We start from the raw sequence: 25,316 nt of genomic DNA, 5'->3' as shown, positions 1-25,316 counted from the left end.
ATCGAGAGCTTAGAGGGAATCGGTCTCGAAAGGTTCACCGTCCCTGTCGGGGCGGCGTGGCCGCAGCCGCCGCAGGATCGCCCGCGACAGCGGCACCGCCGACACCCCGACCGCGACCAGCGCGACCAGTGCCGGGAACTGCACGAGCATCGAGTGCCCCAGGTAGCCGTCGCGCGACCGCCACGGTCCGGTGGACAGGATCGCGGTGCCCACCACCATGCCCGTCCCGGCCAGTACGACCAGCGTGCGCACGGCGAACGCGCGGGAGCGGACCGCCGTCAGCCAACCGGTCAGCGCGGACAGCGCCACTGCGACCACGACCCCGACCGGGCCGCTGATCACGGTCGCCGACGCGACCACGCCGACCAACCCGAGGCCCGTCGAACGCCAGGTGCGGGTGGCCGGGCCGTGGACGTCCGCGCGGCGCTCGCGGCGCAGCGCGGGGACGAACGCGAGCAGGAACAGCGGGACCAACAGTGCGAGTCCGCCGAACAGGGCCCAGCGATACCAGGTGTCCGACGGGTACGACAGCGTGACGGTGGTGGCTGCGCCGGCCGGGACGATCCAGCCCTGCTGCCAGCCGTCGACGACGATCGGGTCGAGCCGGGTGCCGTGGGCGTCGGCGGCGATCCACCCGGGGTTGGTGCTCTCGGGAACCACCAGCAGCCGGCGCTGGTTCGACGCGGGCAGGTCGACGACGCGGCGGTTCGCGGACCAGTCGTCGGTGGTCAGGTGCTGCGGGGTTTCGGGGCCGCTCGCGGAAGCGCCTGTGGCCACAGGCAATTCCACACCGCCTGTGGCCACAGGCAATTCCACGCCGTCGACGAGGAAGGCGTCGCCGGGGCTCACGTTCACGTCCTGGCGGCCGGCCGGCAGTGTCACCGGATCGGGGTCGCAGATGGTGGCGGGAATCGGTGCGCCGCTGCGCAATTGCGCCGCGGTGGTGGTGATCGACGCGCGGCGGAACTGCCCGGCGACCGCGAGGGTCGGGCCGTGGGCGCAGTCGATGCGGATCGGCCGGTCCGGGTCGGCGGGTGCCGCGACCGGGACGGTGCCGCCGTCGGTGAGCACGCCGACACCGGCCAGCCCGGGCGCCTGGCGCTCGGCGAACCCCAGCCCGTTGACCCCGAGCACCGTGTCCCAGTCGACCAGCGACAGCATGATGGTGTCGGTCACCCGTGGGGTGAGCGCGATCGGCCTGTCGGACTTGCCGTCCGGCGTCAGCTTGCGGACCTGCGGGCCGTCGCCGAGGTTGACCGCCACCTCGGTCGGGTGTGCGGGCAGCGTGCCGATGCTGGGGGTGAGGACGAGTCCGGTGACCAGTTCGGGCCGGGGGAGCGTGATCGTCAGCGTCGGGTCGGCGGCCTTGACCGGCGCGGTCCAGCTGGTGTGCGGGTCGCCGTCGGTCGCGGCGAAGGCCGACCCGCGTGAGTCCGCCACCTGTGACTGCCCGGAGGCCTGCGGCCGATCCGGTTGTGCCAGCAGTGCATCGAGCGCGGGGCCGGGCCGTGGGCGCAGGTACAGTCGCGGCACGACCGCGGTGGCAGCGGGCACCGACAGCGTGCGCTGGAATCCGGACAGCGTCTCCGGACCGAGGGCGAGCGCGGTCGAGCACTGCACCATCCGGGGACCGTTCACGCAGCCGGGGCTGCCGGGGAACTCCTGGCCCAGGCTCCACCCGCGGACCGTCAGGCCGTCGGGGACCGGGGGCAGCACCACCCGGTGGTCGATCGGCACCACCTGTTCGTCGTGCCGGACCGTCAGCTCGCTGAGGCCGAATTGGACTCCCGCGGTGCCGTTCTCGGTTCCGATTGCGGTGATCTTGATCCAGTCGGTGGATCCGCCGGGCAGGGCGACGCTGACTTTCTCGCCGGGCTTGCTCACCCGCACCGTGGCGCTGCCGTTGTTGGTGGACACCTCGAGCAGGCTCACGGGTGTGCCGAGGGCCGCCGCGCTGGTGGTCAGGTCGAGCACTCCCTCGGTCAGCGGGGTGTCGAGGTCGATCTTCAACCACTGGCCGATCGCGGTCTGCAGTCCGTTGCTCAGCCAGCTGGTCGCGGGGTTGCCGTCGAAGGCCGCCGCGGCACTGGAGCCGGGCGAGACCGCGCCGAGCTGCGTGGCGTCGGCCGCGGAGCTCGACACCGTCACCCGCGCGCCGTCCCACCGGCCCTCGACGAGCGCCGCCCCGGGGACCGGATAGTCCGGCGCCCGGTTGTAGGTGCGGCGCGGGTCGCCGGGGGCGCGGATCGCGGAGCTGTGCCCGTCGACGCGCCCGAAGTCGACCTCGCGGTCGGTGGGGGTGTCGGTGACGATCGCGGACCTGCCGATGTCGGCCGCCGCCGGGCCGGTCAGGTCGGCGGCCAGCACCGCCGGACCGCCGACGTGGTCGGCCCCGGTGCGCTCGGCCAGCCGCTGCAACACCTCCGGGCCGCCCTGCACGACCGGCACCGAATCCAGGTTCACCGCATAGGGTCCCGCCACCTGCCGACCGGCCGCGCCGACCCGGTAGATCTCGATGGCCGGGTACTTCGGGCGCAGCCCCTCGTCGGCGACCAGGCCCTTGACCTCACCGGCCCCGATCTCGTCGCCGAACTGCGCGACCTTCGTCAGTCCGGGGGAGCCGTCGATGGCGTTGTGCACCACGATCGGCCGGGCCGAGCGGGAGTTGTCGGGGTCGAGGTCGTTGCGGACGACCAGGTAGTCGATGCCCTGACCGAGCAGCGTCGTCGCCAGTCCCGTCGACGGCCTGCCGGCGGCGAGCAACTGCTGGACGGAGTCGAGCGCGCGGATCGCCCCGGGCGGGGTCAGCGGGATGGCATCGCGCACCGCCCACGGCGTGGTCGCGAGCGGCTGCAGCGGCTCGTCGCGGGTCATGCCCCACACCTGGCTGGCGAACGGTGCGCCCGGGACCACCAGTGCGCGTTCGGCGCCGGACCCGTCCGGGGACGTGCCGCGCGCGTGCTCGCTCAGCCAGCCCGCCGCCTGCTTCCAGTAGTCGGGGATCGCGCGGTAGGCGCCGGCCGGCGCCAGGTCACCGGTCCAGGCGACCGAGGTGGCCAGCACGGCGGCGACGATCAGCAGTCCGGTCACCGCGACCATCGGTTCGTGTTCGGGATGCGCGAACGCGCTGCGGCTGCGCCGCCACGGGACCGACCCCGGCAGCGGCACCCGGCCGATCAGGTGCGCGATCCCGAGCACCAGCGGCAGCCGCACCAGCGGTTCGAGCTTGTGCACGTTGCGCAGCGGCGCGCCGCCGGCGTCGAGGAACGCGCGCACCGTGTCCGCGATCGGGGAGCCGAGTTCGCCGGCGTAGCCGGCGGCCAGGCCCACGACCCCGACGAACAGGATCAGCGTGAGCCGGCCCTTGGCGGGCATGCGCCGCATACACAGTCCGGCCAGCCCGGCCGCCGCGACCACCCCGGTCGCCAGCACCATGACCGGCTCGGTGACCAGCGCGGCCCCGGCGATCCGCTCCGGCGACACGAACGGGGTCCAGCTGTCGGTGCCGCGCAGCACCTCCACCAGCGAGGTCCACCGGGTGGTGGTGGCCGCCGACTCGATGAAGTCGAGGAACGGCGGGCTGACCTTCCCGAGCATCCACAGCGCCGCGAGCCACCAGAAGCAGGCCAACAGCACCGACGGCACCCACCACGCGGTGAAGCGCCACCAGCGGCGGTCCGGCCGGTGCGAGATCCACCAGAGTGCGGCGACCAGGCATGCGGCACCGGTGGCGACCGCGTTGACGGCGCCCATCAGTGCGACCGCTGCCGCCGATCGCGCGGCCAGCTGCCGCATTGACGCGTTCGGCCACAGGGCTTTCGGGGCCACAGCGTTCGGGCCTGGCGAGTCCGGCCCCGTCCGGGTCCGCTGCAGCGCCAGGATCACCGGCAGCAACACCCACGGCGCCAGCATCATCGGCGCGGTCTCGGAGGAGATCGAGCCGAGGGTGGTGAGGACCCGCGGCGACAGCACGAACAGCGCGGCCGCGACGATGCGGGAGGTGCGGCTGCCGATGCCCAGCGCGTCGGCGACGCGCACCACACCCCAGAACCCGGCGATCAGCAGCGCGGACCACCACAGCCGCTGGGTGATCCAGGCGGGCAGGGAAAGCCAGTGCCCGAGCACGAAGAACGCCCCGTGCGGGAAGAAGTAGCCGTAGGCCTGGTTCTGGACCTGACCGAACGTCGCCAGCGAATCCCACTGGTGCGCGGCACGTCCCAGGAAGCCCGCCGGGTTTGCGGTCAGGTCGAGCTTGGTGTCGGGAGAGATCAGCCCGGGCGCCTGGGCGAACGCGAGCAGCGTCAGCACCACCGAGCCGAGCAGCAGCCACCGGCGCGGCACCGGTTCGGTGTGGACGGGCGTGGCGTCGAGCCCCGGGGCGGACCGGTTCAGGGGCGCTGCGATATCAGCGCGAGCCGTACTCGACCTGGCCCAGGATGGACGACGGCGCGTTGCCGGAACGGTCCACCTGCGGCCGGGAGGTGCCCTCGATGGCGCTGGTCACGGGAACGACCACCGCGAAGCCGATGGCGATGCCGACGACCGCGCTGATCAGACCGGGCACGGCAAACTTCATCTCGGGACTCCTCGAGGGTGTGACGGATGTCCGGACCAAGCTATCACCCGGCCCGGTGTACGCGGCACACGAACCTAGGCGTGTGTGGACACCTTCTTGACCACCCACAACAGGATCACCGAGCCGAGCAGGCAGGTGAGGAAACTGAACAGCCAGCCGGCGTTGTGCACGTCGAAGAAGATGCTGAGGATGAAACCGCCGATCAGGCCGCCGATCACGCCCACGACGACGTTCATCACGATGCCCTGCTGTTCGTCGGTGCCCATGATCTTGCTGCCGATCCACCCGGCGAGCCCGCCGATGATGATCCATCCGATGATTCCGAGTCCGAGCATGTCGCCGACCTCCCGTGCCGGATGCACTGTCCTTCGAATCGTGTCAGCATCCGATCGGTCGTGCGAGCGGTTCGCGAGACCCGGTCAGTTCGCGGGAACCCCGAGCGCGGAGAGCAGCGTGCGCAGTTTCGTCGAGGTCTCGGCCAACTCGTCCTCCGGGACGGACCCCGCCACGATGCCGCCGCCGGCGAACGCGCGGGCCCGCAGACCGTCGGCACTGATCTCGGCGCAGCGGATGGCGACCATCCAGTCGCCGTCTCCGTTCGCGTCGCACCAGCCAACGGCCCCGGCGTAGAAGCCCCGGTCCTCCTCGACCTCCCGGATGGCCGCCAGCGCGGCCGGGGTCGGCGTGCCGCACACGGCCGGGGTCGGGTGCACCGCCAGCGCGAGGTCGAGCGCCGACCCGCCGCGGTCGTCGAGCACGCCGTCGATCGGTGTGCCCAGGTGCCACACGTCGGGGGTGCCGAGCAGGCCGGGCTCCGGCGCGACCGTCAACTCGCGGCAGAACGGGCCCAGACGCTCGCGCAGCCACTCGACGACGAACGCGTGCTCGTGCCGGTTCTTCGCCGAGGCGAGCAATCGCGCGGCCTCCTGCTCGTCGGCCTCGGGTTCGCTGTGCCGGGGCGCGGATCCGGCGAGCGGCCAGCAGCGCACCCGGCGACCGTGGCGGCGGATCAGCACCTCGGGGCTCGAGCCGACCAGGGTGCGCCCGGCCCAGTCGCCGCCGGCGGCGGACAGGTCCACGCCGAAGCCGTTGCCGCCCGGGTCCTGACTGATCAGCCGGGCCAGGAGTGCGTGCGGGGAGATCGGGTCGTCGGCGGCGAGCAGCACCGACCGGGCGGCGACGACCTTGTCGACGGCGCCGCTGCGCACCCGCTCGATGAGTGCCGTCACTCGTTCGAGATGTTCTGCGGCACTGGGGAGTTCACCGACCAGGCGAACTTCGGGAAGGGGCGGGAGCGGGTCGGTCCGCCACGGACCGGACAGTCGCGCGACGGTTTCGGGGACCGTCAGTGCGGCCGGGTGGTGCGGATCGAACGGCAGTGCACCGACGATCATCGGTGCGCCGTCGGCCAGTGCGCGGCGGGCCTGCGCGGGGTCGTCGTACCGGTCGCGGACCCCGGAGGTGCACAGCGTCGACTTCGACCGCGACAGCAGGAAACCGCCGGGTGTCAGGCCCACCGCGTCGGCCTCGGCGGATACCCGGCGGTCGCGAGTGGCGGTGCCACCTCCGGTCGTCGAATCCATTCCCCCATGATGCACGCCCGCAGGGGGCGGCCCGCACCGCGCTCGGGGTGTTCATCGGGATGCCTTCTCCGAGCGAGCGCGCCCGCGGGCCGCCTCATGTGGCTGTTCGCCCGGCTACTTGCCCGGCGGGACGATCAGGACCGGGCGGTGGCTGTGGCGAAGAACATGGTCGGCGGTGCTGGACTGCAGCAACGACCGCAGGCCGGTGGTGCCGCGGGTGCCGGTGACGATGATGTCCGCCTCCAGCTCGTCGGCCAGCGCCACGATGGTGGTCCAGATGGTGGTGCCGGTCTCGACGCAGCGGGCCTCGGCGGCCAGCCCGGCCTTCTTGGCGAGCTCGAGCCCCTCCTCGCACACCGACTTGGCATCGACGTGGGCGATGTCGTCCTGGTCCTCCTCGGGAAGCCAGTCCGGCTGCATCATCCCGGACAGTCCCGAGATCCTGGCGGCCTGCCGGACCATCGGCTCCCACACGGTGAGTACGACGGCTCGCTTGGCGCTGAGGAATCGCCCTGCGTACTCGACCGCCCGTTGCGAGTTCTCGGACCCGTCGTACGCGATCAGCACGAGGTCGCACGGTGTCGTCGACATCTGGTCATCACCCCCGTCGGGCCGGCTCTGTGGACCCGACGCTACTCCACCGGAAGGGCTTTCGGGTCGCACCGAGTCGGCGGTGTCGTCACCGGACAACGCCAGGTCGGAGGGCGTCTCGGCGGGGTGGCCTAACCTGGGGGCGGGCCGACTCGTGGCCCGTGCGAGCGAGGATGGTGTGCCGTTGACGAGCATGGTCGACAAGGTGCTGGGCGTCGGTGGACCGCTCGTCCTGCTGGTGGTGGGACTGCTGGTGTTCGCCGAGGACGCATTGTTCTTCGGCTTCGTCATCCCCGGTGAGACCGCGGCGGTGCTCGGCGGAGTGGTCGCCGCGCGGGGCCATGTGCTGCTCCCGGCGATCCTGGCCGTCGTGGTCGTCGCCGCCATCCTCGGTGACTCGGTCGGATTCGAGGTCGGACGCAAATTCGGCCCGCGGCTGATGCAGATGCGCGTGCTCGAGCGCCGCCGCAAGCGGTTGGACGACGCGCAGGACTTCCTCCGGCGACGTGGCGGCTGGGCGGTGTTCCTGGGCCGGTTCGTGGCGTTCTTCCGCGCGGTCATGCCGGCGCTGGCGGGCACCGCGCAGATGCCCTACCGGCGCTTCCTCGCCTTCAACGCGCTCGGCGGGGCCGTCTGGGGTGTCGCGTTCGTGCTGCTCGGGTATCTGGCAGGGAACTCCTACGCGGCAGTGGAGAAGACGGCCGGGCGCGGGGTCGCGATCGGGGTGGCGGCGGTCGTGGTGGTCGCGCTGGTGGTGTGGCGCATCCGCGAACACCGGGCCGGCAAGTCCCGGCAGGGCGAGCAGGACGGGGAGGCCGGGGCCGGAGTGGACGGTTTCGGCGAGCCCGGGCAGGCCGGCGACCGCCCCGATCCGGCCGGCGCGCCCGCGGTGGCGGCGGACGAGAAGGGCCCGCGGCGCGATGACTCCTGGTGAACGGTGCCGCGGCGGTATCCTTACTTGCAAGTAAGTTCTGGCGGGGGTGATCACAGGCGACGGAGGAACCATGGCGGAGCGCAGCAAGCGGCTACCCCGGGCGGTGCGTGAGCAGCAGATGCTCGACGCGGCGGTCGAGGTGTTTTCCCGCAGCGGCTTCCATGACACCTCCATGGACTCGATCGCCAAGCAGGCGGAGATCTCCAAGCCGATGCTGTATCTGTACTACGGCTCGAAGGACGAACTGTTCGCCGCGTGCATCCACCGGGAGAGCCGGCGGTTCATCGACGCGGTGGCCTCGGGGAGCGATCCGAAGCTCACGCCCAAGGAACAGCTGCGCACGATCATCGTGGCGATCCTCGGCTTCGTCTCGGAACATCGCCAGTCCTGGCGGGTGCTCTATCGCGAGGCGACCGCGGACAGTTCCTTCGCCAAGGAGGTCTTCGCCAACCGGGGCCGGATCGTCGAGATGGTCGCCACGCTGCTGCGGTCGAGCACCCGCGACCCCGAGCCGGGGCAGGACTTCGACCTGATGGCCACGGCACTGGTCGGGGCGGGCGAGGCGGTGGCGAACCGCGTCGCCGAGCAGGAGCTCGACGCCGATGCCGCGGCCGATCTGCTGGTGAACCTCGGCTGGCGCGGTCTGGCCGGGCCGCGCCGCGAGCACCACGACGACGAGGTGTCGGACTCGGCGTGAGGTGCGGGCCCGATGCCTGCGGGCGGCTGCATGACGAAGGGGCGCATCGGTTCCGGCGGAACCGATGCGCCCCTTGAGTTTTCTTCTTCTACCGCGCGGCGATCGTCGCGGTCAGGTGCGGGTACAGCTTCTTCGGGTGGCGCAGGCTGACCTCCCAGTTGCCGTCGCCGTCACCGGTCACGTACTCGTTGACCTTGGCGGGCAACAGGACCGGCTTGCCGAAGCGGACGTCGTAGTCGACCGCGTCGGGAAGACGTCCCTCGAGTGCGCCGAGAGCGGCTGCGGCGCTCCACATGCCGTGCGCGATGGTGCGCGGGAAGCCGAACGCCTTGGCGCCCAGGTTCGACATGTGGATCGGGTTCCGGTCGCCGGACACCGCGGCGTAGCGGTGGATCCGGTTCGCGTCGACCGACAGCGTGGTCACCGGGGCCGGCAGCACCGGCTCCTCGACGGGTGCCTTCTCCTTGGCCTCGGACGGTCCGCCGCCCAGCTTGAGGAAGGTGCTGGTCTGGCGCCACACCAGCTCACGACCGACGTTGAGCTCGCTGACCAGGTCGACCTGCGTGCCCTTGCGGTGCTCGCGCAGGTTCTCCGCGTGCACGCGCAGGTCCAGCGGCTCGATCACCGACACCGGCCGCAGCGACTCGATCCGGTTCTGCACGTGCACCATTCCCATGGCCGGCAGCGGGAAGTCCCGCGCCACCAGCAGTTTCATCACGCTGGGAAAAGCGAGCACGAACCCGTAGGTCAGCGGCAGCGTGTCGCCGAGGCGAAGCCCGCACACCTGGTTGTAGGCGGCGAGGTTCGCGACGTCGACCCGCAGTCCCTCCAGGGTGAGGGTGCGGTCGGGCACGGCGGTCGCGCCGCCGCCCAGCGGCAGCATGCCCACGGCGGCGCGGGCGTAGTTGCCGAGCATCCCGGGCTGGTCGTGCTGGCGCACGACGTCGGAGGTCATCACGCCCCCAACAGCGACTGGCCGCACACGCGCACGACGTTGCCGGTGACCGCCGACGACGCGGGGCTCGCGAAGAACGCGACGGTCTCGGCGACATCGACGGTCTGGCCGCCCTGCAACATCGAGTTCATCCGGCGACCGGCCTCGCGGGTGGCGAACGGGATCGCCGCGGTCATCTGGGTCTCGATGAAGCCCGGCGCGACCGCGTTGATCGTGATGCCCTTCTTGGCCAGCTCCGGCGCCTCGGCGTCGACCATGCCGATGACGCCGGCCTTCGAGGTGCCGTAGTTGGTCTGGCCGCGGTTGCCCGCGATGCCGGCGATCGAGGAGACGTCGATGACCCGGCCGCCCTCGTTGAGCGTGCCGGTCTCGACGAGCTTCTCGGTGATCCGCTGCGGCGCGAGCAGGTTCACGCCGATCACGGCGTTCCAGCGGCCGGCGTCCATGTTCGCGAGGGTCTTGTCGCGGGTGATGCCCGCGTTGTGCACCACGATGTCCAGGCCGCCGTCGTGGCGGGAGGCGACGTGGTCGGCGATCACCTGGCCGGCGTCGGCCGAGGTGACGTCGAGCGCCAGCGCGGTGCCGCCGACCTTGTTGGCGGTCGCGGACAGCGACTCGCCCGCCGCCGGGATGTCCGCGCAGATCACGTGCGCGCCGTCGCGCGAGAGCACCTCGGCGATCGTGGCGCCGATGCCGCGGGCCGCGCCGGTGACCAGTGCGACCTTGCCGTCGAGCGGCTTGTCCCAGTCGGCGGGGGCGGCGGCGTCCTTGTCGTCGACGCGGATGACCTGGGCGTCGACGTAGGTGGACTTGGCCGACAGCAGGAACCGCAGGGTCGAGGCCAGACCCGAGGCGTCCGCGCCGGCCTTGGGGGAGACGTACACCAGCTGGCAGGTGGCGCCGCGCTTGATCTCCTTGCCGACGCTGCGGGTGAAGCCCTCGAGCGCGCGCTGGGCGATCCGCTCGTCGATGGAGCTGGTCAGCTCGGGGGTGGTGCCCAGCACCACGACCCGCGCGCACGCGGTCAGGTTGCGGATCAGCGGCTGGAAGAAGTCGAAGAGCTGCTCGAGCTGCTCGACGTCGAGGATGCCGGTCGCGTCGAACACCAGCGCGCCGTACTTCTTCGAGTCCTCGGTCAGCGTGTAGTCGGCGAGCAGTGCGCGCAGCGGCTCGACCAGCCGGCCGCTGCCGCCGATGCGAACGGGACCGTTCAGGGCCGGTTCGCCCTTGCGGTAGCGGCGCAGCTGCTCGGGCTGGGGGAGACCGACCTTGCTCGCGATGAACGAACCGGGACCGGAGGACACCAGCTGCGAGTACAGATCAGAGGAGGCATTGCCAGACACGAGGTCACCTTCTTGTGTGTCGCTGTGGACCATGGACTTGTCGGAGCACCTTGCCGGGGCACACGAAGCCGTCGCACCCGCACATGGAGCTGTCGCACCCCGCGAGGCGCCGGCACCGCCGGTTCCGCGGAGGGGTGTCGACAGCTAACTTACTCATGAGTAAGAATAGCGGGTAGTGGCAATACCCCTACGAGCGTTTTCGGGAGAGCACGTGGCAACCAGTCCGAAACCCACCCCTGCGAAGTCCGCCCCGGCCAAGGCCGACGTGAAGTGCGCGCCTGCGAAGGCGGCGCCCGCCAAGCCCGCTCCGGCCAAGACGGCGCCTGCGAAGCCCGCCGCAGCGAAGCCGGCCGCGACGAAGGCCGCGCCCGCCAAGGCTGCGGCGACCCCGGCCGCTCCCGCGCAGACCGCTCCCGTGCAGACTGCGCCGGTGCAGGCGGAGGCCAAGGGTGCAGGGTCCGGCCGCGCCGCCCGCCGGGTGGCGGTGCTCGGCGGCAACCGCATCCCGTTCGCCCGGTCGGACAAGGCCTACGCGCACGCGTCGAACCAGGACATGTTCACCGCCGCCCTCGAGGGGCTGGTCAGCCGGTTCAACCTGCAGGGCGAGCAGCTGGGCATGGTCGCCGGCGGCGCGGTGCTCAAGCACAGCCGCGACTTCAACCTCATCCGTGAGTCGGTGCTCGGCAGCCACCTCAGCGCGTACACCCCGGCGTTCGACCTGCAGCAGGCCTGCGGTACCGGCCTGCAGTCGATCGTCGCGGTCGCCGACGCCATCGCCGCCGGTCGCATCGAATCCGGTGCCGCGGGCGGCACCGACACCACCAGCGACGCCCCGATCGGCGTGGGCAACGACCTGCGCGAGTTCCTGCTGTCGCTGAACCGCGCCAAGACCACCACCGACCGGATCAAGCTTCTCGGCAGCGCGCGTCCGTCGATGCTGGGCCTGGAGATCCCGAAGAACGGCGAGCCGCGCACCGGCCTGTCGATGGGCGACCACCAGGCGCTGACCACCAAGGAGTTCGGCATCACCCGCGAGGCTCAGGACGAGCTCGCCGCCGAGAGCCACCAGAAGATGGCCGCCGCCTACGACCGCGGGTTCTTCGACGACCTGGTCACCCCGTACCTGGGTCTGACCCGCGACGACAACCTGCGTCCCGGTTCGAAGGTCGAGAAGCTGGCCACGCTCAAGCCGGTGTTCGGCGCGCGCGGCGAGGACGCCGACAAGGCCACGATGACCGCGGGCAACTCGACCCCGTTGACCGACGGAGCGTCGGTGGCGCTGCTGGCCAGCGAGCAGTGGGCCGCCGAGCGCAACCTCGAGCCGCTGGCCTACCTGGTCGACTCCGAGACCGCTGCCGTGGACTTCGTGCACGGTCATGACGGGCGCACCCCGGACGGTCTGCTGATGGCCCCGACCTACGCGGTGCCGCGACTGCTCGAGCGCAACGGACTCACGTTGCAGGACTTCGACTTCTACGAGATTCACGAGGCGTTCGCCTCGCAGGTGCTGTGCACGCTCGCCGCGTGGGAGTCCGACGAGTACTGCAAGCAGCGCCTGGGCCTGGACAAGGCGCTCGGGTCGATCGACCGCAGCAAGCTCAACGTCAACGGGTCCTCCCTCGCGGCCGGCCACCCGTTCGCTGCCACCGGCGCGCGCATCGTCGCCACGCTGGCGAAGATGCTGAAGGAGAAGGCGTCCGACGGACAGGGCACCGTACGGGGCCTGATCTCGATCTGCGCGGCAGGCGGACAGGGCGTCACCGCGATTCTGGAGCGCTGAGTCCGGACCGCCGAAAGGGTCCGCGCGCCCAGACATTCGAGTGTCGGGGTGCGCGGACCCTTTGTCTGTCGCGGTGTTCGCCCGGGGAAGGGTGTGTCGTTGCGCACCAAGAGTTTTCAGTGTTCGCACACTTCCAACTGTGCGCAGCCTCCCCATTGTGCACACACTTTCAACTGTTCGAACACTTTGAACTGTGCGAACTCTGTCCGGCGGCCGAGAGTGCTTCCGCCGGCTCACCCGGCCCGGACATGAGAACGCCCCGGCCGGGTGAGCCGGGGCGTTCTCGCGAGGGTGTGCCTACTTGCTGGAGCCGAAGCCGCCCAGCAGGTTCGACAGGCTGCCGGTGCCGCCGCCGGTGCCCGGGGTTCCCGGGGTGCCGCCGCCGGTGCCCGGGGCGACCGACACCGACACCTGGTCGGACGAGGAGGTGACGGTTCCGTTGCCGGAGAACTCGGCGGTCAGGGTGCGCTGGCCGGAGGTGGCCGGGGTCCAGTTCGTCGAGGCGGTGCCGTCGGCGCCGACCTGGCCGGTGCCGATGACGGTGTCGCCGTCCTTGAAGGTCACGGTGCCGCCGGCGTTCGCGGGCGAGACCTTCGCGCTGACCGTGGTGGCCTTGCCGACCTGCGCGCCGGACAGCCCGTTAAGCGTCGTCGTCGAGGGGGTCGACTCGGCGGGCTTGTCGGCCACGGCGACCGTGACCGGACCGCCGGTGGACGCGTTGACGCCGTCGCGGCCCGAGAACTCGGCGGTGATGGCGTGGTCACCCGCGGTGGCCGGGGTCCAGTTGTAGCTCGCCTTGCCGTCGGCGCCGACCGGTGCGCTCGCGATGGTGGCCGCGCCGTCCTTGAAGGTCACGGTGCCGCCCGCGCCCGCCGGGGTGACCGTCGCGGCCAGCGTGCTGGCCTTGCCGACCTGGGCGCCCGCGACGGCGCCGACCGCGACCGTGGAGTTCACGTTCGCCTGGGTCGCGTTGACGTTCTGCACCGCCGACTGGGAGCCCGTGGCATATCCGGTGTCGGGGAACTTGGCCTGCAGCGAGTGGGCGCCCTTCACGGTCGGGGTCCACTGGAAGCTCGCCTTGCCGGAACCGTCCAGGGCGCCCGAGCCGATCTTCGTGCCGGCGTCGTAGAAGTCGACAGGGTCACCCGACCGGCCGCCGGTGACGGTCGCGGACAGCGTGCTGGCCTGCCCGACCTGGACGTTCTGCACCGCGGCGAGCGCGGTGGTGCTGGCGGACTTCGAAGCGTTGATCGTCGGACCCTTGTCCTGATACACGCCGCTGCCCAGTCCGCCGCCGTAGTGCATCGTCGTCATGAGGTCGGTGCCCAGCTGGCAGGTGGGCTGGACGACGAACTGCATCGAGATCGTGCGCTTGGCGCCCCAGCTGCCACCCAGTCCGGGCACCGCCCACGAGGTCAGGTTGGGGGAATCGACGGTCACCGAGGCTTGGCTGCCCGGGGCCGCCGGAGTCTCGGTGACCTTGGCGATCGCGCCGCCCTCCCACTTCGCGCTGCCCGGGACGTAGCTCAGGCAGCCGTCGTGTAGGTCCTTGTAGTTGTAGATGTCCTCGACCGACCACTTCCTCTGGAAGGCCGTGCTGATCGTGATCGTGTCGCCCACGTGCGGTGTGGCGTTGTCGATCGTGCGGGTGAACTGGGAGTTGCCGTCCGACCAGGTCGTCGGGCTCGCGATCGGCGCGGCCGCCGCGAATCCGGCTCCCACGGTCGCGACCATCCCACCGGCCAGCGCGACCGATCCGGCACCGGCGACCACCCGCCGCAGCACCTTCTTCGACATCCAGATTCCTTTCCAGAGCCGTCGGCGCACTTGCACGACGGGGCTAATCAACAGCGTGATCGCGGCCACGCTACCGAGAACTGGACGATTGGTATGTCGTTCGTTCGGCTGATTGGTACCGACCCCAAAAGGGTTTGTTAACGCTCAGCCCGCGGCGGCGATACACCTGATGTCTCCGCGCTGTAGCCGACCCCCGACCCGGCTGCAGCGCGGAGTACCTGTTTGTCGACAGGTCGATACGCTGGTGGCGAGCCGCGATCCCGAGGAGTACCGATGTCCGACCACCGCCGTCCCAAACTGCGCGCCGGCCTCGTCGCGGCCGCTGCCGTGGCCGTCGGCGCGATCGCCTACGGCGTCGACCTGGCGTTGACCGACGACAAGGTCGCGCGCGGGGTCACCGTGGCCGGTGTGCAGGTCGGCGGGCTCGAGGTCGACGAGGCCGATCGTCGGCTGCGGTCGGTGCTCGACGACCGTGCGCGCACCCCCCTGCCCGTCCGCGCGGGCACCGCGTCGACCGAACTGGTCCCCGCTCGGGCCGGCCTCGCCGTGGACTGGGACGCCACGCTCACCGGGCTCGGCGCCCGGCAGTGGAACCCGTTGACGCGTCTGAGCTCGTTCTTCGGCGAGCGCGAGGTCGAGGTGGTCACCCGGACCGACGAGCGCGCCCTCGCGCGGGCCCTCGACGGACTGGGCAAGCAGATCGACAGCGACCCGGTGGAAGGCGACGTCGTGTTCCGTGGTGCGGAAGCCGTCCCCATCCTGCCCAAGGCGGGGCAACGACTGATCGACGACGCCGCGGCACGGCAGTTGCGTGGATCATGGGCCGAGGGAACTCCCGTAGATCTGCCCGTCGAATCGCTCACCCCGGCCGTCTCGGAGCGCTCGGTGCAGTCGGCGCTCGCGCAGGTCGCGCGCCCTGCGGTCGCGGCCGCGGTCCGCGTGTCCGGCAAGGACGGGGCCGTCGCGACCATCGCCCCCGACCAGATGGGCCGGGTGCTCGATTTCGAGGCGGACCACAGCGGAGATCTGGTGCCGCGGTTCGACACCGAGGCGGCGATCGCCCTGCTGCGACCGCAACTCGCGCGCACCGAGACCACGCCGCGTGATGCGCGCGTCCGCCTGGTGTCCGGCGCCCCGCAGGTGACGCCCCACGCGGACGGCGAGACGATCGACTGGCGAAAGACGCTCGAATTCCTGCCCGAACTCTTCTCCGCCACCGGCACCCGCACCGCCGCAGCGAAGTATGTGACCGCACCGGCGAAGGTGACCACACAGCAGGCGGAGGCGCTCGGCATCGACGAGGTCATCGCCGAGTACACCACCGGCGGGTTCAGCTACGCCTCCGGGGTGAACATCCGGCTGGTCGCAGAGGAGGTCGACGGCGCGGTCGTCGGTCCGGGAGAAACCTTCTCGCTCAACGGATACACCGGACCGCGCGGCCGGTCCGAGGGTTACGTTCCGTCCGGGATCATCAACAACGGTCATGCCGACGAGGCGGTCGGCGGCGGGATCAGCCAGTTCGCCACGACGCTGTACAACGCCGCGTACTTCGCGGGACTCGACGACGTCGAGCACACCGAGCACAGCTACTACATCTCGCGGTATCCGGCGGCGCGCGAGGCGACCGTCTTCGAGGGCGCCATCGACCTGAAGTTCCGCAACCCGAGCCGCACCGGCGTGCTGATCGAGACGATCGGCACCGGATCGGACATCACGGTCCGGTTGTGGGGCACGAAAAACGTTGATGTCGAATCGATCACCGGAGACCGGCACAGCTACACCCAGCCGCGCTCGCTGAGCCTGACCGGCGGGACGTGCAGCCCGTCGAGCGGCGCCCAGGGGTTCACCACCAGCGACACCCGCGTCGTCACCGATCGCGGCACCGGGGCCGAGATCTCCCGGCGCACCAGGACCGTCACCTACGACCCCGCGCCCATCGTCACCTGCAGATAGGCCGACAGGTTCCCGTGTGACAGGCTGATCGCGCCCGCGCGCCGTTGCGCGGGAAGACAGAGGGGAACTTTCGACGATGACCGATCCGATCAATCCGCAGCAGCACGAGGCCCCGGGGTATGGCCTGCCGCAACCGGATTACGGCCACACGACGCAGGGATATGCGCCGCAACCGGTGTACCAGGCGGCCGTCCCGCAGACCGCGATGCCGCCGGTCTCCACGCCGCAGCCCGCCGCTGCGGCCGCGCAGTACGGGATGCTGCCGCCGGTGCCGCCGACCAACGCCGGCTGGGCCGTCGCCGCCGTGGTCTTCTTCTGGCCCTTGGCGTTCTCCGCGTTCACGCACTCGTCCAACGTGTTCCCGCTGTGGTCCCGCGGCGACCATGCGGGCGCGCAGTACGCCTCGGACCGCGCCAAGACCCTGGGCAAGATCTCGCTCGGCCTGTTCTTCGGACTCTGGGCTCTGTTCATCGTCTTCTACGTGATCATCATCGCGGTCGTCGTCGCGAACTCCGGCGGCGACACCTCGACTTACTGATCCACCGCGCGCGGCCTCTCTCGCGGTTCGTCCCCGGGGGAGGTCGCGGCGCCGCGGGACTCAGACCGTCAGGGGCGGGTGCAGGCGCTCGAACGTCCAGCGGCGGTCGCGCCACACCGAGAGTGCGCCGGCCGCCAGCGAGACCAGCAGCAGCCCGCCGAGCACCGCGATGGCGATCCACAGCCGGTTGTCCACCCCGCCGACGGTCAGTTGGCGAAGTCCGTTGACCGCGTACGTCATCGGGTCGACCACGTGCAGGATCTGGAACGGTTTCGCCGTCGTCTGCACCGGATACACGCCGCCCGACGACACCAGCTGCAGCATCAGGAACGCGAGCGTGACGACACGGCCCACCGGGACGCCGAAGATCGCGTTGAACGCCTGGATCAGCGCCAGGTAGGTCAGCGCGATCAGCGCGAGGAATCCGATGGTGCCCCAGGTGTACACGGTGTGCATGCCGACCGCGAACCGCACCACCAGGAACATCACGATGACCTGCGCGATCCCGATCAGGGCCGCAGGCCAGTAGGAGGCCAGCACCACGCGCAGGGCGCCGAGCTTCGCGGAGATCGGCCGGCTCTGCAGTGGCCGCAACAACATCCAGATGATGATGCCGCCGACGAACAGTGCCAGGGGGAGGAAGAACGGCGCGAACCCGGTCCCGAACGTGGCCGCGCGGTGCAGGAAGGTCGAGTCGAGGGCGACCGGACCGCCGATCGTCGACGCCACCTTCTGACGTTGGGAGTCGCTCCAGGTCGGCAGCAGATTGGTACCGGCGGACAGCTTCTGGGCCAGTTCGGTGGAGCCCGCCTTGAGCTTGCCGCTGCCGTCGGTGAGTTGCCCGGTGCCGGCGACCAACTGGTGTCCGCCGTCGCTGAGCTGGCCCAGCCCGCCGCTGAGGGTATGCGCGCCGTCATCGACCTGGCGCCCGCCGTCGCCGAGCTGGACCAGGCCGCTGTGCAGTGCGGAGCCGCCGTCGACCGCCTGTGTCAGTCCGGACCGGAACGGGCTGGACGGGTCGTCGAGCTGGAACGCGAGTTGGCGTGCGCCGTCACGGAGCTGGCCGAGCCGGCCCATCGTGGCCTGATCGAACCCCTGCGAGGTGAGCAGCCGGTGGGCCTCGTCGAGGGCGTGCGCCGCCTGCTGGGAGAGCGGATCGGGATTGGCGTGCATGGCGGCGGCCAGGTTGCCGACGGTCGTCGCGGCCTGGGCCTGCGCGTCGCCGAGCGGCGTGAGCTGGCCGACCAGCTGGTCGACGCCGCCGCTGATCTGCTGCGCCCCGTCGCCCAGTTGCGCCGCGCCGCCGGCCAGCCGGCCGAGTCCGTCGGTCAGCTGCTGCGATCCGGCGGTGGCGGCGTCGATGCCCGCGGACAGCTGGGTGGTGCCGTCGGCAAGCGTGACCGATCCGCTTCGTGCGGTGTCGATTCCGGCGGACAGGGTCTTCGCGCCGTCGGTGAGCTGATGGATACCGCCGTCGAGCTGGCCGGCTCCGGCTGCCAGGGCGCCTGCCCCGTCGGCGGCCTGCTGCAGCCCGCCGCCCGCCGCGCCGAGGCCCACCAGGACCTGGTCGACCGCCTGGGTGCTGATCGTGGTCGAGACGGCGTGGAGCACCTGGTTCATCGCGTTCTGGCCGATGACGCTGCCGAGGTAGTTGTTCGCGTCGTTGAACGTGACCTTGAGCTCGGCCTTCTGCGGGTGCGCGGTGGTCGGCGAGCTGACCGCCTTGCTGAAGTTGGTCGGCAGCTCCACCGAGAAGTAGTAGCGCCCGTGCGCGACGCCGTCGCGGGCCTCCTCGGCGGAGACCTCGCGCCAGCCGAGATCGCCCGACTTGAGCAGCGCGGCGGCGACCTGATCGCCGGCGCGCAGTTCCTGCCCGGAGACCAGCGCACCGCGGTCGTCGTTGACCAGTGCGACGGGGAGCTTCTGAACCTGCCCGAACGGATTCCAGAACGCCCACAGGTACATCGCCCCGTAGAGCAGCGGCATGAAGACGATCGCGACGAGGGCGATCTTCGGCATCTTGCCGCGGCGGAAGCGTTTGAGTTCGGTTCCGATCGAGAACCCGGCAAACATCGGCTAGACCTCGCCTTCGGTGGTCTCGGTGAGGATGGCGTAGCGGTGTGGAGGCGACTGCGGCGCAAGGGGATCGATCGCCGAGACGATGACGGTGGCCTCGAGTGCGAGGTCGGCGAGCCGGTCCAGCAGGGCGCTGCGTTCGGCGTGCGCGCGGACCTGCTCGATGTCGTCGACCAACAGCACCGCCGGTCCGCCGGACCACACGAGGCTGACCTTGAGCAGCAGCCGGTCCAGTTCGGTCAGTTCGTCGAGGTGGGCGTGCAGCGGCGGCAGCGGCAGCGGGCCGAAGACGGGCCGGCACATGGCCTCGAACCGGGTCGCGTCCGCGCGGCGCACGAACTTGTACCAGGGTGTCTCCCAGGCGATCTGCTCGGTGATCACATCCCGGACGATGACGTTGTCGTCGAGATCGTCGATGCCCTCGAAGCCGGCGACGGCGGTGACCTGCCGGATCGAGGCGGGGGTGCGCCGGCCCAGCACGTCCAGCGAACCGGAGACTGGCCGGAACCGCCCGGCGAGCGTGAGCAGCAGGCTGGTGCGCCCCGAACCGGCCGGCCCCTGGATCACGTTGATCACGCCCGGACTGAAGTCCAGGAACAGCGGTCCGAACGCGGCGCCCGCCGGTCCCGCGATCCCGAGTTCCCTGGTGTGCACCGAGATCGGTGTGATCGGCTCCGTCGCATCGGATTCGGACACTGTGCCCCTTTTCCTCGCCGCGCTCCCGACTTCTCGGTCGATCCTATGGCCGGGCGTCGTCCCTGTCCGGGGATGACTGTGGCCCGGTGAGTGAACTCACCGGGCCACAGGTCACTGCGCGATCCGTCAGAACGCGGCTTCGTCGATCTCCATGATGTCGGTGTCGAGGTTCTCGACGATCTTCCGCGTGGCGGTCATCTCGGGGAGGATGTTCCGGGCGAAGAACTGCGCCACGGCGACCTTGCCCTCGTAGAACGCCTTGTCCTTGTCGGCCGGGCCCTCGTCGAGCGCCTTGAGGGCGATCTCGGCCTGGGTCAGCAGCTGCCAGCCGATCAGCAGGTCGCCGAAGGCCATCAGGAAGCGGACCGAACCCAGTCCGACCTTGTACAGCTCGGTCGGGTTCTCCTGGGCGCCCATCAGCCAGCCGGTGAGCTGGGTGACGATGCCCTGCACGTCCTCGAGCGCGGTCGCCAGCAGCGTGCGCTCGCCCTTGAGACGGCCGTTGCCCGCCTCGCGGTCCAGGAAGGACTTGATCTGGCCGGCCACGTGCGCCAGGGCGACGCCGCGGTCACGGGCGATCTTGCGGAAGAAGAAGTCCTGCGCCTGGATGGCGGTGGTGCCCTCGTAGAGCGAGTCGATCTTCGCGTCGCGGATGTACTGCTCGATCGGGTAGTCCTGCAGGAAGCCGGATCCGCCGAAGCACTGCAGCGACTCGGTCAGCTTCGCGTACGCCTGCTCGGAGCCGACACCCTTGACGATCGGCAGCAGCAGGTCGTTGACGCGGAACGCCATCTCCTTGTCGGCGCCGGAGACCTGCAGCGCGACGACGTCGTCCTGGTGCGCGGCGGTGTACAGGTAGATCGCGCGCAGGCCCTCGGCGTACGCCTTCTGGGTCATCAGCGACCGGCGAACGTCCGGGTGGTGGGTGATCGTCACGCGCGGGGCGGACTTGTCGGTCATCTGCGTCAGGTCGGAGCCCTGCACGCGGGTCTTGGCGTACTCGAGCGCGTTCAGGTAGCCGGTCGACAGCGTCGAGATGGCCTTGGTGCCCACCATCATCCGGGCGTGCTCGATGACGTCGAACATCTGCGCGATGCCGTTGTGGACCTCGCCGACCAGGTAGCCGACCGCGGGGGTGCCGTGGCCGCCGAAGGTGAGTTCACAGGTGCACGAGGCCTTCAGGCCCATCTTGTGCTCGACGTTGGTGACGAACACCCCGTTGCGCTCGCCCATCTCGTTCTTCTCGAAGTCGAAGTGGAACTTCGGCACGAAGAACAGCGACAGTCCCTTGGTGCCCGGTCCGGCGCCCTCGGGGCGGGCCAGCACCAGGTGGAAGATGTTCTCGAACAGGTCATCCGAGGTGGCGGAGGTGATGAACCGCTTGACGCCCTCGATGTGCCAGGTGCCGTCGTCCTGCTTGATCGCCTTGGTACGGCCCGCGCCCACGTCCGAACCCGCGTCGGGCTCGGTGAGCACCATCGTTGCGCCCCAACCGCGCTCGACGCAGGTGGCGGCCCACTGCTTCTGCTCGTCGGTGCCGTTCTTGAAGAACACGTCGGCGAACGACGGGCCGGCCTGGTACATGAAGGCGGCGGGCTGCGCGCCCAGCAGCATCTCGGCGATCGACCAGACCACGGTGCGCGGGACCGGGACGCCGCCGATCTCCTCGCTCAGGCCCATGCGGTACCACTCGGCGTCCCACATCGACTTGAAGGACTTCTTGAACGACTCGGGGATCGTCGCCTCGTGGGTCTCCGGATCGAAGACCGGCGGGTTGCGGTCGGCGTCGGCGTACGACTCGCCCAGCGGTCCCTCGGCCAGCCGGGCAACCTCGCTGAGCATGCTCTTGACGGTGTCGGCGTCGAGGTCGCCCCAGGCGCCCTCGCTCAGAGGCTTCTCCAGACCGAGCACCTCGAAGAGGTTGAACTCAAGGTCCCGGACGTTGCTCTTGTAATGGCCCATGTCTTCACTCTCTCGTGACTAGCCGCTTCGGCTGGTTCTACCCGGGTGACATAGCAATCGTAAGGCTACTGGCGGGTAACTTGCACGAGTATTGCGCGGAACCTGGCAGGTTGCAAACATGAGGAATTGCTCAGATCTGCCGGATGGTGTATGTCCGCTCACAGTTCGCGCCCGGGGGTGTCGGCGGTTACCGGGGCCGGATCCGTGCGCGTTGCGGTCATCCGCGCAGGTGCAGGCGGTGCGCAGGGCTGAACGGTGTGCAGATGACCACACGGTGTGCGGATCAGCGGCGCCGGGCGACAACCAGCGCGTCGATGGCGGTGCCGGCCTCGGTCTCGCGCAGATGATCCTTCGCGACGACGATCTCCATCGCCACGGAGTCGTCGGCCCCGCCCAGGTCCGCGACCACGTCTTGCGGGGTGAACAGGATCTGCGCGTCGGGCGGCCCGCCGACCCCCTCGTGCAGGTTGCGCGAATGGTGGCCCAGCATCAGCAGGGTGCCTCCCGGCCGTAGCGCGGCGACCGCCCGGTCCAGCAGGGTCCTGCGCTGTTCGGCCGGCAGGTGGATGAACACGATGAGGATCAGGTCGCGGCCGGTGCCCAGGTCGGCGGCGAGCAGGTCGTCGCACACCCAGTGCAACCGCTCGCGCACCGGCCGCGGATGGTCGGCGACGATCTGCGCGGCCTTGTCGAGCGCGACCTGGGAGAAGTCGATGCCGGTGGTCTCCCAGCCACGGGTGGCGAGCCAGATCGCGTTGCGGCCCTCACCGCAGCCGACGTCGACCGCACTGCCGTGGGGGAGCGACGTCACATATTCGACGACCACGGGGTTCGGCGGCGCGCCCCACACCAGGTCGGACTGCCGGTACCGCTCGTCCCATGCGCTCGCATCCATACCCGCGAGGGTATCGCGGAAGGTTACTTACGCAGCGTCGTGTGCATCAGCATGACGTTGTACCGCGGGAAGTCGGTGGCCAGGAAGTACAGGTTGGGCCCGGACGACCACGGGTGCATGAATCCGCCGTACAGGCCCGGCATGGCATTGGCCGGCACCAGCACCCGCGGCGGGCTCCACGGACCCGTGAGCGACGGCGACTGGCGCAGCACCAGCGACGCGTTCTGCGTGTACATCGCCAGGTACTGGCCGAGGTAGCTGTTGTACTGCACCGACATCTCGCTGACCGGCCCGGGGATGACGACCGCGGCGACCTCGGGCTTGCCCTTGATCCAGTTGTGCCCGTCCCAGTACTCGTAGGCGCCCATGTCGCGGATCTGAGCCTCGGGCACCCGGGCCAGACGGGCGTCGCCCTGGCGCCCCTCGGGGGTGCCGAACTCGTAGACGTAGCCGCCGTCCTTCACGAACGAACTCATCTGGAAGTTCGCGAACGGGCCCGAGTTGGGCCGGTCGAGGCGGCCGTCGAGTTGCCAGTTCTCGCCGTTGTCGGTGGAGTAGGCGAGCATCGACCGGTTGGTCTGCCATTCGCCGGGCGCGCCCCACAACCGCACCGACATCATCCGCATGTACTGCACGCCGTTCACCGCGACGCCCGCGGTGGGGACGACGGTGTTCTCGATGCCCGGGATCTTGCGACTGTGGATCAGTTCCTTGGAGTGACCGGGCCGGTCCTCGGGCGAGGAGGCGATGGTCATGCCGGCCGCGAGGTTGTGGTCGTTGCTGCGGAACAACACGTTCGACCGCCAGTCGCCGATGCCGTCGTGCAGCATGCCGTCCAGGCCGAAACCGAACGTGTCGCCGAACGCCGTGAGCACCTGCCCGGCGCCGTTGTCCCACATGATCCCGAGGTCGGTCCCCAGCACGTTGAACCGCTGGGTGGTGTTGTTCGGGCTCTCCAGTCCGGTGAAATACGAGATGACCTGGGCGTCCGACGGCGCGGTGAACTGGGGCAGCCCCAGCGGCATCCCGTTGATGATCGGGATCGGGTTGATCCCGTAGGGATCTGCCGACGCGGTGGTGGCGCCCATACCGACTACGGTGATCGTCGCGGCAGCCACCGCCGAGAGCAGAACGCTTCCAACTCGTTTCACCGGTTCACCCATCTGTCGATCAGACATACGAATTCCGTTGAATCGCCAGATTCAAGATCGCCCAAGATGGTAACAAAGCCGCGACCTGTGTCACATTCGGTTCGCGTCGAATGCCAGCTCACAGCGAACGCTCATCGCGGTCACAGCCCCCTGACGGTCCGTCATCCCCATATGTTTCCCCCGATTCGTGCCTGTTCGCGCACGCTGTCGGCCGTGGCTGGGTAGGAATGAGGTGTGGCGCCGCCGGACCCCCGACACCGGCGGCGTCACGCCCCGAAACTCCTTGACACTGCTCTGAACTGGCTCATACCGTCGAGGGGACCGGCTGCCCACACGTAGGAGGGGCGGGGGTATGGCGCGGATCGGTGTATTGAGCATCTCGGACGGTCGCGACTTCGTGCACCGGCAGACCGAGGAGTTCATCGCGGATGCCGAATGCCGTCTGGTCGAGGCGCTGCGCGGCGCGGGGCACGAGGTCCTCACCGCGCCGTCGGCGATCACGAGCAACCGCGAGGCCGTCCGGCACGGTCGTGAGCTCGCCGACGCGCATCCCGACCTGACCGTGTTGCACTACGCGGTATGGGCGTTTCCTCAGTTCACGATGATGACGGCCGAGGCGATCGGCGGCCCGATGCTGCTGTTCGGCAGCATCGACCCGGTCCAGCCCGGCATGGTGGGCATGCTCGCGGCCGGCGGGGCGCTGGATCAGATCGGGCGACGCCACTGGCGGGCCTGGGGCGCGGTCGACGACGTGCTCGTCGCGACGATCGGCCGGTATGCGACAGCGGCGCGGACGGTGGGGTCGCTGCGCGGGCAGACGTTCGGGCGCATCGGCGGCCGCCCGATGGGCATGAACACCACCGTCGCCAACACCGATCAGTGGCAGCGGCGGTTCGGCATCGACGTCGAGGAGATCGACCAGTGGGAGCTGGTGCTGCGCTCCGAGCGGGTGCCGGGCGCCCAGGCGCGCGCCGGCCGGGAATGGTTCGAGCGCCTCGCCGCCGGCGTCCACTACGACGGCTGCGCGCTGACCCCGGACCTGCTCGAGCGGCAGATCCGCTCGTATGTCGCGATGCGGGAACTGATCACCGAACGCGGACTGGATTTCTGCGGTATCAAGGGGCAGCCGGAGCTGACCGACAACTTCGCGACGATGGACGTCACCGAGGCGCTGCTCAACGATCCCTACGATTTCGAGGGTCCGAAGGCGCCGGTGGTGTGTGCGACCGAGGCGGACATGGACGGCGCGCTGACCATGCAGATCCTGCAGTCGGTCGGCGGCGGTGTGCCGGCGCTCTTCGCCGATGTCCGCCACTTCCACGCCGACCGTGGCATCTGGGATCTGTGCAACTCCGGCCAGCACGCCACCTGGTTCGCCGCGCGCAGCGACGACCCGGCCGAGAACCTGAGACTGGTCCACCTGCACCCCGAGGTGTTCTTCTTCCCGGCCGGTGGCGCCTCGATCCAGCATTTCGCCGCGCCCGGCGAGATGACGTTCGCGCGACTGACCCGACTGAGCGGCACCTACCGGCTCCAGCTGACCCGCGGCGATTTCGAACGCTACGACGACGAGACGAACGCCGAACTGGCCCGGCAGTCCACACCGGAGTGGCCGCACGCCTTCGCACGCTGGGACGCCCCGGCCGACCGGTTCCTCGCCCGCTTCGGCGCCAACCACGTCCACGCGGTGCCCGGCGACCGGCGCGCCACCCTGCGTGCGGCCGCGGAGCTGCTGGACATCGAGGTGGAAGATCTGGGCGAGCCGCCCAGCCCCGGCGCGGGCCGCTGA

Annotated in this window: 19 protein-coding genes; 6 read left to right on the top strand and 13 right to left on the bottom strand. The window is 70.3% G+C overall.

Annotated elements, in window-relative coordinates; all coding sequences use genetic code 11:
• Positions 1-9: 9 nt before the first annotated feature.
• The 5 genes from G4X40_RS08965 to G4X40_RS08945 all read right to left on the bottom strand — a co-directional run bounded on the left by G4X40_RS08965 (position 10) and on the right by G4X40_RS08945 (position 6,750).
• The gene (locus G4X40_RS08965) at positions 10-4,341 is read right to left on the bottom strand and encodes an alpha-(1->3)-arabinofuranosyltransferase (protein WP_277831843.1); all 4,332 of its coding nucleotides are present in this window, start codon (positions 4,339-4,341) and stop codon (positions 10-12) included.
• Positions 4,342-4,405: 64 nt separating this feature from the next.
• Positions 4,406-4,576, bottom strand: coding sequence for a DUF2613 domain-containing protein (locus G4X40_RS08960; RefSeq protein ID WP_277831842.1), 171 nt, complete (start codon positions 4,574-4,576; stop codon positions 4,406-4,408).
• A gap of 74 nt (positions 4,577-4,650) precedes the next feature.
• Positions 4,651-4,911 carry a GlsB/YeaQ/YmgE family stress response membrane protein gene (locus G4X40_RS08955; RefSeq protein ID WP_277831841.1) on the bottom strand — a complete coding sequence of 87 codons (261 nt, stop codon included), beginning with the start codon at positions 4,909-4,911 and terminating at the stop codon, positions 4,651-4,653.
• Between the two features lie 84 nt (positions 4,912-4,995).
• Entirely contained in the window at positions 4,996-6,159 is a 1,164-nt protein-coding gene (locus tag G4X40_RS08950) for an isochorismate synthase (protein ID WP_277831839.1), read from the bottom strand.
• A gap of 114 nt (positions 6,160-6,273) precedes the next feature.
• Complete coding sequence (locus G4X40_RS08945; RefSeq protein ID WP_277831837.1) at positions 6,274-6,750, bottom strand: universal stress protein; 477 nt, start codon at positions 6,748-6,750, stop codon at positions 6,274-6,276.
• Between the two features lie 178 nt (positions 6,751-6,928).
• On the opposite strand from G4X40_RS08945, the gene G4X40_RS08940 reads away from it, so the two are divergent.
• Together G4X40_RS08940 and G4X40_RS08935 are read left to right on the top strand one after the other, a co-directional pair.
• Complete coding sequence (locus G4X40_RS08940) at positions 6,929-7,684, top strand: DedA family protein (RefSeq protein ID WP_277831836.1); 756 nt, start codon at positions 6,929-6,931, stop codon at positions 7,682-7,684.
• A gap of 70 nt (positions 7,685-7,754) precedes the next feature.
• Positions 7,755-8,381, top strand: a complete 627-nt coding sequence (locus G4X40_RS08935; protein ID WP_277831835.1) for a TetR/AcrR family transcriptional regulator — start codon at positions 7,755-7,757, stop codon at positions 8,379-8,381.
• 88 nt (positions 8,382-8,469) lie between these two features.
• On the opposite strand, the gene G4X40_RS08930 is transcribed toward G4X40_RS08935, so the two are convergent.
• Positions 8,470-9,336 (bottom strand): MaoC family dehydratase, encoded by an 867-nt coding sequence (locus tag G4X40_RS08930; RefSeq protein WP_277831833.1) that lies wholly within the window; start codon positions 9,334-9,336, stop codon positions 8,470-8,472.
• Positions 9,336-10,712 carry a 3-oxoacyl-ACP reductase gene (locus G4X40_RS08925; RefSeq protein ID WP_277831832.1) on the bottom strand — a complete coding sequence of 459 codons (1,377 nt, stop codon included), beginning with the start codon at positions 10,710-10,712 and terminating at the stop codon, positions 9,336-9,338. The genes G4X40_RS08930 and G4X40_RS08925 overlap by 1 nt, the downstream gene beginning before the upstream one ends.
• 382 nt (positions 10,713-11,094) lie before the next feature.
• Here G4X40_RS08925 and G4X40_RS08920 point away from each other — a divergent pair, with 382 nt between their 5' ends.
• The gene (locus G4X40_RS08920) at positions 11,095-12,459 is read left to right on the top strand and encodes an acetyl-CoA C-acetyltransferase (protein ID WP_408642174.1); all 1,365 of its coding nucleotides are present in this window, start codon (positions 11,095-11,097) and stop codon (positions 12,457-12,459) included.
• Between the two features lie 297 nt (positions 12,460-12,756).
• Here G4X40_RS08920 and G4X40_RS08915 read toward each other — a convergent pair whose 3' ends face one another.
• Positions 12,757-14,256 carry an Ig-like domain-containing protein gene (locus G4X40_RS08915; protein ID WP_277831830.1) on the bottom strand — a complete coding sequence of 500 codons (1,500 nt, stop codon included), beginning with the start codon at positions 14,254-14,256 and terminating at the stop codon, positions 12,757-12,759.
• Positions 14,257-14,529: 273 nt separating this feature from the next.
• Between G4X40_RS08915 and G4X40_RS08910 the strand changes: the two genes are divergently transcribed.
• Together G4X40_RS08910 and G4X40_RS08905 are read left to right on the top strand one after the other, a co-directional pair.
• Complete coding sequence (locus G4X40_RS08910) at positions 14,530-16,209, top strand: VanW family protein (protein ID WP_277831828.1); 1,680 nt, start codon at positions 14,530-14,532, stop codon at positions 16,207-16,209.
• Between the two features lie 76 nt (positions 16,210-16,285).
• Positions 16,286-16,747: a CD225/dispanin family protein gene (locus tag G4X40_RS08905; protein WP_277831826.1), complete on the top strand. Its 462-nt coding sequence runs from the start codon at positions 16,286-16,288 to the stop codon at positions 16,745-16,747.
• Positions 16,748-16,807: 60 nt separating this feature from the next.
• Here the strand turns inward: G4X40_RS08905 and G4X40_RS08900 are convergent, their stop codons facing one another.
• The 5 genes from G4X40_RS08900 to G4X40_RS08880 all read right to left on the bottom strand — a co-directional run bounded on the left by G4X40_RS08900 (position 16,808) and on the right by G4X40_RS08880 (position 23,539).
• On the bottom strand, positions 16,808-18,820 hold the full coding sequence (locus G4X40_RS08900) for a YhgE/Pip domain-containing protein (RefSeq protein ID WP_277831824.1): 2,013 nt from the start codon (positions 18,818-18,820) through the stop codon (positions 16,808-16,810).
• 3 nt (positions 18,821-18,823) lie between these two features.
• On the bottom strand, positions 18,824-19,519 hold the full coding sequence (locus tag G4X40_RS08895) for a P-loop NTPase family protein (protein ID WP_277831822.1): 696 nt from the start codon (positions 19,517-19,519) through the stop codon (positions 18,824-18,826).
• A 126-nt stretch (positions 19,520-19,645) separates the two neighbouring features.
• Positions 19,646-21,481: an acyl-CoA dehydrogenase gene (locus G4X40_RS08890; protein WP_277831820.1), complete on the bottom strand. Its 1,836-nt coding sequence runs from the start codon at positions 21,479-21,481 to the stop codon at positions 19,646-19,648.
• A gap of 283 nt (positions 21,482-21,764) precedes the next feature.
• Positions 21,765-22,376, bottom strand: coding sequence for a class I SAM-dependent methyltransferase (locus tag G4X40_RS08885; protein ID WP_277831818.1), 612 nt, complete (start codon positions 22,374-22,376; stop codon positions 21,765-21,767).
• Between the two features lie 23 nt (positions 22,377-22,399).
• On the bottom strand, positions 22,400-23,539 hold the full coding sequence (locus G4X40_RS08880) for a DUF4185 domain-containing protein (protein ID WP_408642156.1): 1,140 nt from the start codon (positions 23,537-23,539) through the stop codon (positions 22,400-22,402).
• Positions 23,540-23,879: 340 nt separating this feature from the next.
• On the opposite strand from G4X40_RS08880, the gene G4X40_RS08875 reads away from it, so the two are divergent.
• The gene (locus G4X40_RS08875; protein ID WP_277831814.1) at positions 23,880-25,316 is read left to right on the top strand and encodes an L-fucose/L-arabinose isomerase family protein; all 1,437 of its coding nucleotides are present in this window, start codon (positions 23,880-23,882) and stop codon (positions 25,314-25,316) included.

Origin of the sequence: Speluncibacter jeojiensis, assembly GCF_029589495.1 — a bacterium.
Classification (GTDB): domain Bacteria; phylum Actinomycetota; class Actinomycetes; order Mycobacteriales; family Mycobacteriaceae; genus Speluncibacter; species Speluncibacter jeojiensis.
Note: the sequence above shows the minus strand (reverse complement) of the source record. Positions and strands in the feature narration are given on the sequence as shown.

What these genes read in the sequence shown, in the direction of transcription:
- G4X40_RS08890 (WP_277831820.1), bottom strand. Translation starts at nt 21,481, where the DNA reads ATGGGCCATTACAAGAGCAACGTCCGGGACCTTGAGTTCAACCTCTTC.
- G4X40_RS08945 (WP_277831837.1), bottom strand. Translation starts at nt 6,750, where the DNA reads ATGTCGACGACACCGTGCGACCTCGTGCTGATCGCGTACGACGGGTCC.
- G4X40_RS08955 (WP_277831841.1), bottom strand. Translation starts at nt 4,911, where the DNA reads ATGCTCGGACTCGGAATCATCGGATGGATCATCATCGGCGGGCTCGCC.
- G4X40_RS08930 (WP_277831833.1), bottom strand. Translation starts at nt 9,336, where the DNA reads ATGACCTCCGACGTCGTGCGCCAGCACGACCAGCCCGGGATGCTCGGC.
- G4X40_RS08885 (WP_277831818.1), bottom strand. Translation starts at nt 22,376, where the DNA reads ATGGATGCGAGCGCATGGGACGAGCGGTACCGGCAGTCCGACCTGGTG.
- G4X40_RS08910 (WP_277831828.1), top strand. Translation starts at nt 14,530, where the DNA reads ATGTCCGACCACCGCCGTCCCAAACTGCGCGCCGGCCTCGTCGCGGCC.
- G4X40_RS08915 (WP_277831830.1), bottom strand. Translation starts at nt 14,256, where the DNA reads ATGTCGAAGAAGGTGCTGCGGCGGGTGGTCGCCGGTGCCGGATCGGTC.
- G4X40_RS08875 (WP_277831814.1), top strand. Translation starts at nt 23,880, where the DNA reads ATGGCGCGGATCGGTGTATTGAGCATCTCGGACGGTCGCGACTTCGTG.
- G4X40_RS08880 (WP_408642156.1), bottom strand. Translation starts at nt 23,539, where the DNA reads ATGGGTGAACCGGTGAAACGAGTTGGAAGCGTTCTGCTCTCGGCGGTG.
- G4X40_RS08900 (WP_277831824.1), bottom strand. Translation starts at nt 18,820, where the DNA reads ATGTTTGCCGGGTTCTCGATCGGAACCGAACTCAAACGCTTCCGCCGC.
- G4X40_RS08935 (WP_277831835.1), top strand. Translation starts at nt 7,755, where the DNA reads ATGGCGGAGCGCAGCAAGCGGCTACCCCGGGCGGTGCGTGAGCAGCAG.
- G4X40_RS08950 (WP_277831839.1), bottom strand. Translation starts at nt 6,159, where the DNA reads ATGGATTCGACGACCGGAGGTGGCACCGCCACTCGCGACCGCCGGGTA.
- G4X40_RS08960 (WP_277831842.1), bottom strand. Translation starts at nt 4,576, where the DNA reads ATGAAGTTTGCCGTGCCCGGTCTGATCAGCGCGGTCGTCGGCATCGCC.
- G4X40_RS08925 (WP_277831832.1), bottom strand. Translation starts at nt 10,712, where the DNA reads ATGGTCCACAGCGACACACAAGAAGGTGACCTCGTGTCTGGCAATGCC.
- G4X40_RS08905 (WP_277831826.1), top strand. Translation starts at nt 16,286, where the DNA reads ATGACCGATCCGATCAATCCGCAGCAGCACGAGGCCCCGGGGTATGGC.